We start from the raw sequence: 16502 nt of genomic DNA on the forward strand, positions 1-16502 counted from the left end.
CGAGCCGCGTACGCCACACCCAGATCACGGGCCAGAGGCGCCAACGACCAGCCGTCACCCGCGATGTGATGCACCACCACGAGCAGGACGTGCTCGGTGTCCGAGACCCTGAACAGCTGTGCGCGCAGGGGGATCTCCTCGGCGAGATCGAACCCGGCGGCGACCGCTTCCGCCAGCGCTCCCCCGTCGAAGTCGACGATCTCCAGCGACGGCCGTGCCTCCTGGGCCGGGAGAATCAGCTGGTGCGGCCTTCCGTCGGCGTCGGGGAAGACGGTGCGCAGGCTCTCGTGCCGAGCTGTCACGTCGCCGAGCGCCGCCTCCAGCGCGGCGGCGTCCAGGGCGCCCGTGAGACGGACGGCCAGCGGCATGTTGTAGGTGCCGCTGCGCCCCTCGAAGCGGTTGAGGAACCACAGCCGCCGCTGCGCGGACGACAGCGGGATCTCCTGCGGCCGCCGCCGCACGGTCAACGCCGTGCGGGCCCGTCCGGCATCACCGAGCCGCTCGGCGAGCGCCGCTGCGGTCGGCGCCTCGAAGAGCGTACGGACGGCGAGTTCGGCGCCGAGCACCGAGCGGACGCGGCTCACCACCCGGGTGGCGAGGAGCGAGTGGCCCCCGAGGTCGAAGAAGCCGTCGTCGATGGAGACCTGTTCCAGACCGAGGACTTCCGCGTAGATGTCGCACAGCGCCTTTTCCTGGGCGGTGCGGGGCGCCCGGCCGTCGGCTCCGGTGCGCGGTCCTGGCACCGGCAGGGCCTTGCGGTCCAGCTTGCCGTTGACGGTGACCGGGAGCCGGTCGAGAGCGACGAAGGCGGCCGGGACCATGTAGGCGGGAAGCCGTCCGCCCAGGCGCAGCCGCAGTTCGTCGGCATCGGGCATCCGGTGTCCGGCTGCCGGTACGGCGTAGGCGACGAGTTCCCTGATGCCGGGGCGGTCCTCGCGGACGATCACGACGGCCTGGGCGATCTCGTCCTGAGTCACCAACGCGCTCTCGATCTCGCCGAGTTCCACCCGGAAGCCGCGGATCTTCACCTGGTCGTCCACCCGGCCGATGCAGTCGATCCGGCCGTCCCTCGTCCAGCGGGCCAGGTCACCGGTGCGGTACATCCGGGTGCCCGCCGGGCCGTACGGATCGGCGACGAACCGTTGCGCGCTGAGCCCCGGCCGGTTCAGATAGCCGCGGGCCAGACCGGCTCCGGCGAGATACAGCTCTCCCGCCACACCGGGGGCCACCGGCTGCAGACCCGGGTCGAGAACGTACGCCCGGTAGTTGTCCAGGGGCCGTCCCACGAGCACCCGGCCGGCCTCTGTGACGCGCTGGCCGAGAGCGTCGACGGTGGCTTCGGTGGGTCCGTACAGGTTGTGGGCGACGAGCCCCGGGGTGTTCGCGAGCTCCGCGCGCAGGGTTTCGCCGAGCGCCTCGCCGCCCAGGCTCACGATCGACGGACGGATCGACTCGTCGGCGGTCAGCCCGAGTTCGTGGAGCTGCAGGTAGTGCCCGGGCGTGGTGTCGAAGTGGTCGATTCCGCCGATCCGCCGGGCGTAGGCGTGCAGGGCGGCGGCATCGTGCCGGGTCTCCTCGTCGATGAGGTGCAGTTCGTGTCCGGCCATCATCCACAGCAGCGGGTCGAAGGAGGCGTCGAAGGAGAGCGATGCGACCAGCGCGACGCTCAACCGGCGGTCGCCCGCGCTCGCGATCTCCGGTGCGTACAGCCGCCCGAAGTGGTCGTGGAAGAGGTTCACGATGCTGTGGTGCTGAACGGTCACGCCCTTGGGCCTGCCGGTGGAGCCCGAGGTGTAGATGATGTACGCGGCGTTGTCCGGGCGCGGCCGATCACCCGGGTCGGCGTCCGTGAGGTTCTCGGTGGACAACCCGGCGTCGAGGGCGTGCAGTTCGGCCGGGTCGCGGAGCACCGCCACCGGACGGGCGTCGTCGAGCATGTGAGCGATGCGGTCGGCCGGATAGCCCGCGTCGACGGGTACGTAGACCGCGCCCGCCTTCATCACGGCGAGAAGCGCCACGATGTACTCGGCCGAACGGGGCAGCTGGACCACGACGGGCTGTTCGGCCCGCACCCCGAGCCGGGTGAGGTGCCGGGCCAGCCGGTTGGCCCAGGCGTTGACTTCGGCGTAGCTGAGGCGGGTGTCCTGGAACACCAGGGCGACGGCGTCGGGGGTGCGGGCGGCTTGCTGCTCGAAGAGGCCGGAGAGGGTGCCGGTGGGGAACGTGCGGGCGGTGTCGTTCCAGTCGACCAGGATCCGCCTGCGCTCCTCGGCCGTCAGGACGTCGCAGGAGGACAGCTTCCGGTCCGGGTCGCTCACCAGCTCCCGGACCAGCCGCACGAACCGGGTCGCGAGGTCCTGCGCCGTCGAGCGGTCGAAGAGGTCCGTGGCGAACTCGATGCCGCCGCCGATGCCCACCGGGGCTCCAGCCTCGTCGAACCGCTCCGCCAGGACCATGGACAGGTCGAAGTGGGAGGTCTTGAGGCCCACGGCCCGGCCGGTGGCGCTCAGGCCGCCCAGGTCGAGGGTCGCCTCCGCGTTGTTCTGGAAGGAGAGCATCACCTGGAACAGGGGGTGGCGGGCCAGCGAGCGCTCGGGGTTGAGCGTCTCGACGAGCTGCTCGAAGGGCACGTCCTGGTTCGCGTACGCCGCCAGGTCCGTCTCCCGGACCCGCTCCACCAGCTCACGGAAGGTCGGATCACCCGACAGATCCGTACGCAGCACCAGCGTGTTCACGAAGAACCCGACCAGATCGTCCAACGCCTCATCCGTACGCCCCGCGATGACCGTACCCACGGGAATGTCCTCACCCCCGCCGAGCCGGCCGAGCAGCGCCGCGAGCGCGGCCTGCGCCACCATGAACACACTGGCACCGCTCTCCCGGGAGAGGGCGGCCAGCCGCCGGTGCACACCTGCGGGGATGTCCAGGTCGACGGTGTCGCCGCGGTAGCTCGTCTCCGGCGGCCGCGGGCGGTCGGTGGGCAGGGCGAGTTCTTCGGGGATCCCGGCGAGCGCGGTGCGCCAGAAGTCGATCTGCCGGGACAGTTCGGTGCCGGGCTCGCCCTCGTCGCCGAGCACCTCGCGCTGCCACAGGGTGTAGTCGGCGTACTGGACCGGCAGCGGCTGCCAGCCGGGGGCCACGCCCGCGCACCTGGCCCGGTACGCGTCGCCGAGGTCGCGGGCGAGCGGGGCCATGGACCAGCCGTCGGCCGCGATGTGATGCACGACGATCATCAGCACGTACTGGCTGCCATTGAGCGCGAACAGGCGTGCCCTGAGCGGGGGTTCACGCGTGAGGTCGAACTCCTTGCCGGCGAATGCCGCCAGAGTCAGCTCCAGATCGTCCGCGTCGACGCCGATCACCGGGAGCGTGGGGGTGGCCTGCTCCGGGTCCAGGATCAGCTGGCGGGGACGCCCGTCGCTCTCGGGGAAGACCGTGCGCAGACTCTCGTGGCGGGCCACCACGTCGGCGAGCGCCGCACGCAGCGGCCCCACCCGGAGTTCACCGGAGAGCTGTACGGCCAGCGGCAGGTTGTAGCTGCCGCCCGCGTCCTCGAACCTGCCGAGGAACCAGAGGCGTCGCTGTGCGGGTGACAGCGGTATCGCCTCGGGGCGCGGCCCCGCGGAGAGCGCCTTGCGGGCCCGCCCCGCGGTGGCGATCCGGTCGGCGAGGGCGGCCACTGTGGGAGCCTCGAACAGGGCCCGCACCGCGAGCTCCACACCGAAGGCGGTACGGACCTGGCTGACCAGGCGGGTGGCGAGCAGGGAGTGCCCGCCGAGATCGAAGAAGCCGTCGTCGATGGAGACCTTCTCCAGGCCGAGGACGCCTGCGAAGAGGCCGCACAGCTGGGCCTCGCCGGCGGTGCGCGGCTCCCGCCCCGCGGTGACGGTGACGTCCGGGACGGGGAGGGCCCGGAGGTCGAGCTTGCGGTTGAGGGTGAGCGGGAGCGCGGCGAGGGGCACGAAGGCGGTCGGCACCATGTAGTCGGGCAGGATGCCGTCGAGATGGGCCCGCAGAGCGTCGGCGCCCGGCACATGGCATCCGGGCACCGGTACGAGGTAGGCGGCGAGGATCGTGATCCCGGGCCGGTCCTCCCGCACGACGACGGCTGCCCGCCCGACCGAGGCGTGCGTGGTGAGCGCCGCCTCGACCTCGCCGAGCTCGATGCGGAAACCGCGGATCTTGACCTGGTGGTCGCTGCGTCCCAGGTAGTCCAGTTCACCGTCCAAGGTCCAGCGCACCACGTCGCCGGTGCGGTACATGCGGGTGCCCGCGGGGCCGTACGGATCGGCGACGAACCGTTCCGCGCTGAGCCCCGGCCGGTTCAGATAGCCGCGGGCCAGCCCCGCTCCGGCGAGGTACAGCTCACCGGGGGCGCCGGGCGGCACCGGTCGCAGCGCGCCGTCGAGCACGTACGTCCGGGTGTTGCGGACGGGGCGGCCGATGGTCGGCCGGTCGGGCCAGTCGTCGGGGTCCGCGGGCAGGGTCGTCGCGGTGACGACATGGGTCTCGGTCGGTCCGTAGTGGTTGTGCAGGACCCGGCCGTTGCCTCGGTGGAAGTCGCGTATCCGCTTGCTCAGTACGAGCGCCTCGCCCGCCTGGGCGAGATGTCCGAGCGCGGGCAGCTCCAGGCCCTGACCGCTCGCCTCCTCGCAGAGCGCGTCGATGATCAGGTTGGGTGCGTACACCTCGTCGACCCGCTGCTCGTCGAGCCAGCGCACGAAGGCGGCCGGGTCGCGCCGGGTCTCCTCGTCGGGGACGACGAGGGCGCGCCCCGAGAGGGTGGTGGAGAGGATCTCCTGTGCGGACACGTCGAAGCTGATGGCGGTGAACTGGGCGGTGCGCACGCCCGGTCCGCCCGGCAGGGCATCCTCGTGCCAGGCGACGAGGTTGGCGAGGGCACCGCCCGGCATCACCACGCCCTTGGGCCGCCCGGTGGAGCCCGAGGTGTAGATGACGTAGGCGGGGGTCTGGGCCGAGAGCGGCGCGGTGCGGTCCTCGTCGGTGAGGTCGGATTCCTTCTCGGCGGCGAGCAGCCGGGCCGTTTGGGGAGTGTCGAGCACCAGGTGCGGTACGTCGCCGCCGGGGACGGCCGCGGTGATCTGCGCCGAGGTGGTGCTGTCGGTGAGGACGAGGACGGGCCGGGCGTCGGCCAGTACGTGGGCGATGCGCTCGGCCGGGTATTCAGGGTCGATGGGCAGATACGCGGCGCCCGCCTTGAGCACCGCCCAGAGGGCCACGATCTGCTCGGCCGAGCGGGCGACGGCGAGCGCCACGGTCCGTTCGGGTCCGACACCGCTGCCGATCAGGACGCGGGCGAGACGGTTCGCACGGGCGTCGAGTTCGGCGTACGAGAGGCAGGTGTCGCCGTGCTGGACGGCCGTCGCGTCGGGGTGGCGGTCGGCGGTCCGGCGGAACAGGGCGGGCAGGGTGACCGGTTCGGCGGCGTGCGCGGTGTCGTTCCAGCGGTCGAGGACCAGGGCGCGGTCCTCGGCGGTGAGGAACTCCAGCCTGCCGACGGGGGTGTTCTCGGCTCCGTCCAGGGCTGCGAGCAGGCGCAGCACCCGGTTTCCGACGGCGGTGACCTCGGCGGCGTCCAGCACATCGGCGCGGTAGCTCAGATCCACGGCGAGAGTGGTCCCCACGTGAACCATGAGGCTGAGCGGGTAGTGGGTGCCCTCGTGGCTGCGGCCGTCGACGACACCGAGGCCGCCGGCCGACTTTCGCAGGCCGTCGGTGTCCACCGGGTAGTTCTCGAACACGAGCAGGGTGTCGAAGAGTTCCCCTCCCACGGAGGTCATCCGCTGGAGGTCGGAGAGGCCGAGATACTGGTGGTCCATGAGGCCGGCCTGCTGGTCCTGGAGCCGCTCCAGGAGAGCGCCCACCGTCTCGGCCGGATCCAGCCGGACCCGTACGGGAAGAGTGTTGATGAAGAGCCCGACCATCGACTCGATGCCCGGTATCTGCGGGGGACGGCCCGAGACCGTACCGCCGAACACCACGTCCTGACGGCCGGTCAGCTGACCGACCACCATCGCCCACACCGCCTGCACCACGGTATTGACCGTCACTCCGCGCGAACGCGCCCACCCGGCCAGCGCCGCCGTCCGCTCCTGCGAAAGCTCCAGCCGCGTCTGTACCGGCGTGACCGGCTCGCGGGAGGAATCGGGGGCGACCAGCAGCGTCGGCTCCTCCAACCCGTCCAGCACCTGCCGCCACGCGACCTCGGCCGCCCCACGGTCCTGTGCGGCCACCCAGCCGAGATACTCCCGGTAGGGAGCGACCGGGGGCAGCGCGCTCTCGTCGGAGCCCTCGCGGAACAGCCCGTACAGCTGGAACAGTTCACCGACCAGCAGCGCCCTCGACCAGCCGTCGAGCAGGATGTGATGGGTGGTCAGCAGGAACTGGAAGCGTCCTTCCCCGAGGGTGAGGAGCGTGAACCGGACCAGCGGCGGGCGTGCCGGGTCGAACCGGCGTGTCCGGTCCTCGGCCGCCAGCCGGTCGGCCTCGGCCGCGCGGTCGGCCGTCGGAAGTCCCGACAGGTCGGTGCAGGTCCAGTTCGGTGCCACCTCGAACGGGATGAGCTGCACCGGCTCGCCGTTCTTGCGGTAGCGGAAGGCGGCGCGCAGCCCCGAGTGCCGGCGCAGCACGGCGGCACAGGCGGAGCGCAGCGCCTCGGGATCGAGTCCGCCCTCGATGTCCAGGACGAACTGCATGGTGTAGACGTCCGGGCCCTGCGCGTCGTACTGCGCATGGAACAGCAGGCCCTGCTGGAGCGGGGAGAGCGGGAGGATGCCCTCGAGCCGCGGCTTCGACGTAGTCATTTCGCTTTTCTCCACTCAGAGCCCGAAGTCTTCTTCGAATGCGTCGATCTCGTCCTGGTCCAGGTCGAGGAGCGGTGCCAGAGGCGCCGCGGTGTGCTGGGGTGCCGCCGGGATCACCGCGGAGGCGTCGGGATGGCCGGCCCGGGTCACCACGGAGCGCAGGGCCCGGAACCAGCCCTCGGCGAGCGCGGCCACCTCGTCCTCGGTGAACAGCTCGCCCGGCCAGGTCCAGGTGGCCACCAGGCGGGGGCCGTCCGGGCGGTCCTGGGTGAGCGCGTTCAGTTCCAGTGCGTGCGCGGCGGGCATGTCGGCGTCACTGCCGCCGAGACCGCCCGTGTCGTCGCCGCCGTTGTCTTCTGCCGTGGAGGCGAACCGGCCGAGGTAGTTGAAGCCGATCTGCGGTGCGGGGAAGGCCGCCAGGGCCGGTGCGGTCTCGGCGTTGAGGTAGCGCAACAGGCCGTATCCGGCGCCGTTGTCGGGCAGTTCGGCGAGGCGGCCCGCGACCTTGGCGAGGGCGCGGCCGACGGCGGGTCCGCCGGAGTGGATGTCCGCCCAGTCGCCGTCGGGGACGCCGGGGTCGAGCAGGACCGGGAAGAGGCTGGTGAACCAGCCGACCGTACGGGAGATGTCCGTTTCCGAAACGGTGCCCGTCAGCAGCTCCTCCCTGCCGTGGCCCTCCAGGTCGAGCAGCACGCCGCCGCCGTCCTGACGACCCCGGTCGCGGTTCCACTCGGTCGCCGCCAGTGCGAAGGCGGTGAGCAGTACGTCGTTCACGCCGACCCGGAAAACAGCGGGCACGGTGGTCAGCAGCGGCTTCGTCATCTCGGGCGGCAGGGTCACGGTGAGCTGGCGCACGGTCTTGGCCATGTCCCGGGCGGGATCCAGTGCCCGCGTTCCGAGCGGCGGTTCCACCCGGCCCGCCAGCATGCCTGTCCAGAGCGGCAGTTCGGCAGTGCGCTCCGGGTCTGCGGCAGCTGCCACCAGGCTCCGGGCCCACTGTCGGAAGGAGGTCCACACCGGCTCCAGTACGGGCTCCCGTCCGGCCGCGACCGCTTCGTAGGCGGCCATCAGATCAGGCGTCAGGATCCGCCAGGACACTCCGTCGACCACGAGGTGGTGCACGATCAGCAGCAACTCGCCGAATGCGGTGGGTCCCGCGTCGAACCAGACGACCTGCACCATCAGCCCGGCGTCGGGGTCCAGCCGGTTCTGCGCGGCGAGGCCCTCCGCCTCGAATCGCGCCGTCGCCCGGTGCTTGTCGAGCCCCGTGACGTCGACCCGGTGGATCACGTCCTGGGCCCGGACGTCTCCCTTCGGCGGTATGTGCAACGTCCAGTCGGTGTCCGTCCGCACCAGCTTGGCGCGCAGTGCGTCGTGGTGGTCGAGCACGGCCTGGATGACCGCGGTGAGCCGGTCCCCGGTGAGGTCTCCGGGAACGGGTGAGGTCACGGACTGGTTGAACCCCTCGATACGGCCGCCCAGTTCCCTCAGCCACCGGATGATCGGGGTCGCCGGCACAGCGCCGACTGCGGGGTCCGCGCCCTGTGGGTCGGGGGCCAGTGCCTGTTCGGCCGGGCTCTCGGGCAGGGCCGCCGCGAGCGCCTCGGGGGTCTTGTGCCGGAACACCTCGCGGGGGGTCAGCACCAGACCCGCCTGGCGGGCCCTGCCGACCAGCTGGATGGAGCTGATGCTGTCGCCGCCGAGGGTGAAGAAGCTGTCCTCGGCACCGGCCGTGGGCAGACCGAGCACCTCGGCGAAGAGCCGGCAGAGCAGTTCCTCGCGCGGGCCGACCGGTGCCCGGCCGGCCGGCAGCGCGCCGAAGCCCGGTGCGGGCAGCGCCTTGCGGTCCAGCTTGCCGTTGGTGTTCAACGGCAGCGCGTCGAGGGTGACGAACGCGGCCGGGACCATGTAGCCGGGCAGTTCCGCGGCGGCGTACGCCCGCAGTTCCGCCGTGTTGCACCCGGCACTCGCCGGGACGACATAGGCCACCAGGAGTTTGCTGCCCGGCCGGTCCTCGCGGACCACCACGGCGACCCGGGCCACCTGCGCGTGCCGTGCCAGGACCGACTCGATCTCGCCCAGCTCGATGCGGAAGCCGCGGACCTTGACCTGGAAGTCGGTGCGCCCGAGGTACTCCAGCTCGCCCTCCGCGCCCCAGCGGGCCACGTCGCCGGTGCGGTACATCCGCGTCCCCGGCAAGCCGTACGGGGAGGCGACGAACCGTTCCGCGGTCTGCCCCGGCCTGCCGAGGTAGCCCCGGGCCAGGCCCGCGCCCGCGATGTACAGCTCTCCCGGGACGCCCGGCGCCACCGGGCGCAGCGCGCCGTCGAGCACATGGACCCGGGTGTTGAGGAGGGGCCGCCCGATGGGCGGTGCCGAGGTGGTGCCGTCCAGTTCGGCGGCGGTGGACCAGATCGTCGTCTCCGTGGGCCCGTACACGTTGATCACCCGCCGGCCGGCCGCGGCCATCGCCCCGGCGAGGGCTCCGGGTACGGCCTCGCCGCCGACGAGCATCCGCAGCCCGGCGAGGGCCGCGGGAACGTCGCCGAGCAGTGTCTGCCACAGCGAGGGCGTGGCCTGCATGACCGTGCCGCCGTGGGTGCCGATCAGAGCCGCCAGCGCCCTCGGGTCGAGAACTTCGTCCTTGCTCGCGACGACCACCCCCGCCCCGGCGAGCAGCGGCAGGTAGAGCTCCAGGGCCGCGATGTCGAAGGAGACGGTGGTGACGGCGACGAGCCGGTCCGTGCCGTCCATGGGCACCCGCGCCGACATGTCGGCGAGGAAGTTGTCCAGGGCGGCCCGGGAGATCACGACGCCCTTGGGCCGGCCGGTCGACCCGGAGGTGTAGATCGCGTACGCCGGATTCCGGCCGTCGGCCGGTGCGCCGTCCAGGGCTTCGGCCGGGTGTTCCGCCAGCTCCTGGGCCGTCTCCGGGGTGTCGAGCAGCAGCGGTGGGACGTCCGTCGTGGGCAGCATGGCCGCGGCGGCAGCGGTGGTGAGCAGCAGCGAAGGACGGGCGTCCGCCAGGATGTGACCGAGCCGCTCGGCGGGATGCTCCGGGTCCAGCGGCACGTAGGCGGCGCCGGACTTGAGGACGGCGAGCAGCGCGACCAGCAGCTCCGCCGACCGGGGCAGGGCCACGGCGACGTACCGCTCGGGCCCTGCTCCGCGGGAGACGAGGAGGTGGGCCAGGCGGTTGGCACGGGCGTCGAGTTCGGCGTAGCCGATCCGCTCGGCCCCGGAGATCACCGCCGTCGCGCCGGGGGTCGCGGTGGCCCGCTGCGCGAACAGTTCGGTCAGCGGTGGGACGCCGTGCCCGGCGTCGACCGTGCCCGCCCAGTCGCCGAGCACGAGCTTCTCGTGCTGGGGTGCCAGCAGCCGCAGCCGGCCCACCGGTTCCTCGGCGTGGTCGGCGGCCTCGCCGAGGAGCCTCAGCAGGCAGGCTCCGAGCGCCTCGACGTGGCTCCGGTCGAGCAGGTCGGGCCGGTGGGCGAGATCCAGGCCCAGCGAGCGGCCCAGGCTGACGGTGAGGCTGAGTGGATAGTGGGTGCTCTCGTGGTTGTCACCTCCGACGATCCCGAGGCCGCCTGCGGACTTGCGCAGGTCGGCGGCGTCGAGCGGGTAGTTCTCGAAGATGACGAGGGAGTCGAAGAGTTCGCCCTGTCCCGCGATCCGCTGGATGTCGGCGAGCGGCAGGTACTGGTGGTCCATGAGGCCGGCCTGCTGGTCCTGGAGCCGCTCCAGGAGAGCGCCGACCGTCTCGGCGGGGTCCAGCCGGACCCGTACGGGAAGGGTGTTGATGAAGAGCCCGACCATCGACTCGATGCCGGGGACCTGCGGGGGCCGGCCGGAGACCGTACCGCCGAACACGACGTCCTGACGGCCGGTGAGCTGACCCACCACCATCGCCCACACCGCCTGGACCACGGTATTGACGGTCACCCCGTGCGACCGCGCCCAGCGCGCCAGCGCGGCGGTCTGCTCCTCCGGGAGTTCGAGTCGGGTTCGCACCGGGAGTACGGGGGCCCGGGACGGGTCGGGGGCGGCAAGGAGGGTGGGCTCGTCGAGCCCGTCCAGGACCTGCTGCCACGCGTGCTCGGCAGCCCCACGGTCCTGTGCGGCCACCCAGCCGAGATAGTCGCGGTAGGGGGTGACGCGCGGCAGCGCGGCGCCGGTGCCCTGTGCGTACAGCGTGAACAGCTCGCCCAGGAAGACCGGCATGGACCAGCCGTCGAGGAGCAGGTGGTGGTGGCTGACGACGAACCTGTGCCGGTCCTGGCCGGTCGTGATGAGGGTGAACCGCATCAACGGGGGCGCCGCGAGGTCAAAGCGCTGTGTCTGGTCCTCGGTCACGAGGCGGTCGGCCTCGGCGTCGCGCTCGGGCTCCGGAAGGGGCGTCAGGTCGATTTCCCTCCAGGGGAGTTCGAAGTCGGTGGGGATGACCTGGACGGGTGTGTCGAGTCCCTCGTGCCGGAAACCGGCCCGGAGGTTGGCGTGCCGGGTCAGGAGTGTGTGCACGGCGGCTCGGAGCGCCGCCCGGTCCACGGGACCTTCAATGTCGAAGGAGAGCTGGACGGTGTAGACGTCCGAGGCGTCCTCGTCGAAGACGGCGTGGAAGAGGAGGCCCTGCTGGAGGGGGGAGAGCGGAAGTATGTCGGTGAGGCGGCCGTGTTCGGTCTCCAGGCGGTCGATCTGCTGCTGGGTGACCGACACCAGGGGCCGCAGGTCGGCGGGTGTGAGCCCGCCGGCGTCGGGTTCGGCCGCGTGCGCGGCGATGGCCCGGAGGGCACGGAACCAGCCCTCGGCGAGGGTACGTATCTCGTCCTGGGTGAACAGCGCGGCCGGCCAGGACCAGTCGGCGACCAGCTGCGGCCCGTCGGCATGGTCGAGGGTGACGGCATTGACATCCAGGGCATGCGCGGTGCGGCCTTCGGGGTCGCGGCCGTCACCGAGGTCGGCGTCGGAGCACAGGGCCCAGTCGGCGCCCGCCCCGGTCGGGTCGCCGCCGTCGGCGTCGAAGCGGCCCAGGTAGTTGAACCCGAGCTGCGGAGAGGGAAGTTGAGCGAGGACGCCGGATGTGTCCGGGTTGAGACGGCGCAGGAGGCCGTAGCCGATGCCGTTGTCGGGGAGGGCGTGCAGCTGCTCCTTGACCGTCTTGAGGGCGCGGCCCGGGTCGCCCGTGTTCCCCGCCTCCCCTGCGTCGAGCCGGACCGGGAACATGCTCGTGAACCAGCCGACGGTCCGAGAGGTGTCCACTCCCTCGACGACGTCCTCACGGCCGTGGCCTTCGAGGTCGACGAGGACACTGCTGGATTCCGTACCCCGCCACTCGGCGACTGCGAGCGCAAAGCCGGTCAGGAGCACGTCGTTCACCCCTGCGTGGAACTTTGCCGCGACGTCGGTCAGGAGCGGGCCGGTGATGTCGGCGGGGAGGGTGAGGGAGAGGTGCTGCACGGTGGAGGCGGTGTCGGTCTCCGGGTCGAGCGGACGGGCACCGATCAGCGGATCGTCTCCGGCCAGTACGGCTTCCCAGAGCGGGAGTTCGGCCGCGCGCTGTGCAGCCAGGGCGTGCAGCTCCTGCGCCCAGCGCCGGAACGAGGTACCGGTCGGCTCCAGATCAGCACCCGCGTACGCCTGCGCCAGATCCGGCAGCAGGATCCGCCAGGACACCCCGTCCACCACCAAGTGATGGACCATGAGCAGCAGTCGGCCCGCATCCTCGAACCACACCGCCTGCAGCATCGATCCTGCCTCGGGAGACAGACGCCGCTGCGCGGCACGCGCCCCGGCGCTGATGGCGCCCTCGCCCCGGCACAGTACGTCCGCCGCCCGTACGGAACCGGACTCGGCAACCTCCAGGCTCCAGGCGTCGTCGGTGCGGACAAGGCGCGAGCGGAGAACATCGTGGTGGTTCAGCAGCACTTGAAGCGCCGACTCCAGCCGCTCGTACGACACGTCGGCGGGCGTCTGCAGCAGCATCGCCTGGTTGAATCCGTCCACCGGGCCGCTCAGCTCACGCAGCCACCCGACGATCGGCGTCTCGGGAACCCGCCCCAGACCGGCCGTCGGGTCCTCGGCCCGCACCGCCGACACACTCCCGGCAACCGCAGCCAGCGCCTCGGGCGTCCGGTGCTGGAACACCTCGCGTGCCGTGAGCACCAGCCCTGCCTTCCGCGCACGGCTCACCAGCTGAATCGACACGATGCTGTCGCCGCCCAGCTCGAAGAAGCTGTCGTCGACCGACACCTGTTCCACACCGAGGAGTTCGCCGTACAGACGGCACAGCACCTCCTCGCGCCGGTTGCCCGGGGCCCGCCCGGTGCCGGCGCCCGTGAGCACCGGCGCCGGCAGCGCGCGGCGGTCCAGCTTGCCGTTGACGGTCAGCGGCAGTGCGGCCAGCTCCACGAACGCGGACGGCACCATGTACTCGGGCAGCACCCCGGCCACGTGTGCCCGTACTGCCGCCCGGTCCAGCTCACCGGTACGCGGCACCACGTACGCCACCAGCCGCTTGATGCCGGGCTGGTCCTCCCGCACCACCACCACGGCCTGAGCGGCGCCTTCGTAGCGGGACAGAACGGTCTCGATCTCACCGGGCTCGATACGGAACCCGCGGATCTTGACCTGGTCGTCGGTGCGGCCCACGTAGGCCAGCTCGCCGGTCCGGGTCCACCGGACCACATCACCCGTGCGGTACATCCGCGCACCGGCAGGGCCGTACGGGTCGGCGACGAACCGCTCCGCCGTCAGCGCGGACCTGCCGAGGTAGCCGCGGGCCAGACCCGCACCCGCGATGTACAACTCGCCCGCCACCCCCGGCGCGACCGGGCGCAGCGACGCGTCGAGCACCTGCACGCGGCTGTTGGTGACGGGCCGGCCGACGAGCGGCCGTGCCGTGTCCGTGGTCCGCGCGGTCAGGGTGTCGACGGTGGCCTCGGTGGGGCCGTACAGGTTGTAGCCGGTGACGCCCGGTGTCCGAGCGAGCTCCTGCCACAGGGCCGGGCTCACGGCCTCACCGCCCAGGGCCAGGATCCGCGGGCGGGCCTGCGGGTCGCGCACGAGCCCTTCCTCCAGGAGCTGTTCCGCGTACGACGGTGTGAGCTCCATGAAGTCGATGCCCGCTGCGCGTACGTACGCGATGAGTTCCGCCGGATCGCGCCGGACGTCGTCGTCGATCAGATGGAGTTCGTGTCCGGCCACCATCCACAGGAGGGGGTCGATCGAGGCGTCGAAGGAGACGGCCGCGGTGAGAGCTGCGCGCAGCGGACGGCCGGCGCTCTGCGCCTCGGCCGCGTACAGCTCCTGGAAGTGGTGGTGGTACAGATTGCCGAGGCTGCGGTGGGCGACCACGACACCCTTGGGGCGGCCGGTGGAACCGGACGTGTGGATCACGTACGCCGGGTGGTCGGGCCGCAGCGGGGCGCTCCGTACGGCATCGCCGGGGGCGGTGCCGGGCAGCTCGCGCAGTGCTTCGACGACGGCCGGGTCGTCCAGGTCGATACGGAGACCGCCCCGGTCCCCGGGGACGGTGTCCCGGGTGCCTGCCGCGGTCAGAACGGCGGCGGCGCCCACGTCCTGGAGGAGCAGGGCGATCCGGTCCGAGGGGTGTGCCGGGTCGACGGGGACGTAGGCGGCGCCCGCCTTGGTGACGGCGAGCACGGCCACCACCAGGTCCGTGGTCCGGGGCAGGGCCACGGCGACGTACTGCTCGGGGCCGACGCCGTGCCGGACGAGCAGCCGGGCGATGCGGTTGGCGCGGTCGTCGAGTTCGGCGAAGGTGAGGCGGCCGTCCGTGGCGACCAGGGCGGTGGCGTCGGGGGTCAGCGCCGCCTGCCGTTCGAAGAGCTCGGGCAGGGTGACGGCCGGGACGTCGCGGGCGGTGTCGTTCCAGCCGGTGAGCACCTGGTGCCGTTCGCCGGCCGTCAGGACGTCCACCGAGGACACCTTCTCGTCCGGGCCGCTCACCAACGCACCGATCAGGTGCACCAGGCGGGCGGCCAGGTGCTGGACGGTCTCGCGGTCGAAGAGGTCCGTCGCGTACTCGATGCGTCCGCCGATTCCGGCCGGGGAGCCGTCCGCCGCGAACGACTCGGCGAGCTGGAAGGAGAGGTCGAACTTGGCCCCGTCCACGGTGACCTGCTCGGGCTCGATCCGCAGGCCGTCCAGGTGAAGGGTCGCCTCCGCGTTGTTCTGGAGGGAGAGCATGACCTGGAACAGGGGGTGGCGGGCCAGCGAGCGCTCGGGGTTGAGCACTTCGACGAGCTGCTCGAAGGGGACGTCCTGGTGGGCGTAGGCGGCGAGGTCGCTCTCCCTGACCCGTTCCACCAGCTCGCGGAAGGTCGGGTCGCCCGACAGGTCCGTGCGCAGCACCAGCGTGTTCACGAAGAACCCGACCAGGTCGTCGAGGGCTTCGTCGGTACGGCCCGCGATCGGCGAGCCGATCGGGATGTCGTCACCGGCGCCGAGGCGTCCGAGCAGCGCGGCGAGCGCGGCCTGCACGACCATGAAGACGCTCGCACGGCTCTCCCGGGCCAGCTCCGCCAGCGGTGCGTGCGCCGAGGCCGGAATCTCGCACGGCACCGTGTCGCCGCGGAAACTCATCTCGGCGGGGCGGGGCCGATCCACGGGGAGTTCGAGCTCCTCGGGCAGTGCGCCGAGGGCGTGCTGCCAGAAGTCGATCTGCCGGGCGAGGCCGCTGCCCGGGTCGCTCTCGTCGCCGAGCACCTCGCGCTGCCACAGGGTGTAGTCGGCGTACTGGACCGGCAGCGGCTCCCAGGCCGGTGCCGCGCCCGAGCGGCGGGCGTCGTAGGCCTCACCGATGTCACGGGCGAGGGGTGCCATGGACCAGCCGTCGCCCGCGATGTGGTGCACCACGACGAGCAGCAGGTGTTCGGTCGCCGAGATCTCGAACAACTGGGCGCGCAGCGGGATCTCGGTGGCCAGATCGAAGTCCTCGGCCGCGGCTTCGGCAAGCGCGGTGGCATCGAGGCCCGGGGTGCGCAGCAGCTCGGGCCGGGCCTGCTCGGGCGGCAGGACCAGCTGACGCGGCCTTCCCTCGGTGTCGGGGAAAACGGTGCGCAGGCTCTCGTGGCGCACGACCACGTCGGCCAGCGCTTCGCGCAGGGCGTCCGGGTCGAGAGCGCCGGTGAGGCGCACGGCCAGGGGCAGGTTGTAGGTGCCGTTGCGCTCCTCGAATCGGTTGAGGAACCACAGTCGGCGCTGGGCCGGTGAGAGCGGGACCGCTTCCGGGCGGACCCGGGCCACCAGGGCCTGGCGGGCGTCGGCGGCATCGCCGATGCGTTCGGTGAGCGCCGCCACGGTCGGGGTCTCGAAGAGGGTGCGGACGGCGAGTTCGGCGCCGAACAGCGAACGGATGCGGCTGACCACGCGGGTGGCGAGCAGGGAATGTCCGCCGAGGTCGAAGAAGCTGTCGTCGATGAAGACCTGCTCCACACCGAGCACTTCCGCGAAGACCGCGCAGAGCGATTCCTCCTGCTCGGTGCGCGGCGCCCGGCCCGTGCCGGCCGCGGAGCCGAAGTCGGGTGCGGGGAGGGCACGGCGGTCCAGCTTGCCGTTCGGGTTGAGCGGCAGCGCGTCCAGGGTCACGAAGGCTGACGGCACCATGTACGCGGGCAGAGCGGCCGCCACATGCGCACGCAACTCCGCCGGGTCGACGGC

At 72.1% G+C, this 16502-nt stretch carries 2 protein-coding genes; both read right to left on the reverse strand.

What is annotated here, in order from left to right:
* Positions 1–6824 (reverse strand): amino acid adenylation domain-containing protein (locus AB0D18_RS40845; protein ID WP_362430784.1); only part of this gene is annotated, 6824 nt, incomplete at its 3' end.
* 15 nt (positions 6825–6839) lie between these two features.
* Positions 6840–16484, reverse strand: coding sequence for an amino acid adenylation domain-containing protein (locus AB0D18_RS40850; RefSeq protein ID WP_362430785.1), 9645 nt, complete (start codon positions 16482–16484; stop codon positions 6840–6842).
* Positions 16485–16502: the final 18 nt, after the last annotated feature.

Origin of the sequence: Streptomyces sp. NPDC048442 (assembly GCF_040651475.1) — a bacterium.
Classification (GTDB): domain Bacteria; phylum Actinomycetota; class Actinomycetes; order Streptomycetales; family Streptomycetaceae; genus Streptomyces.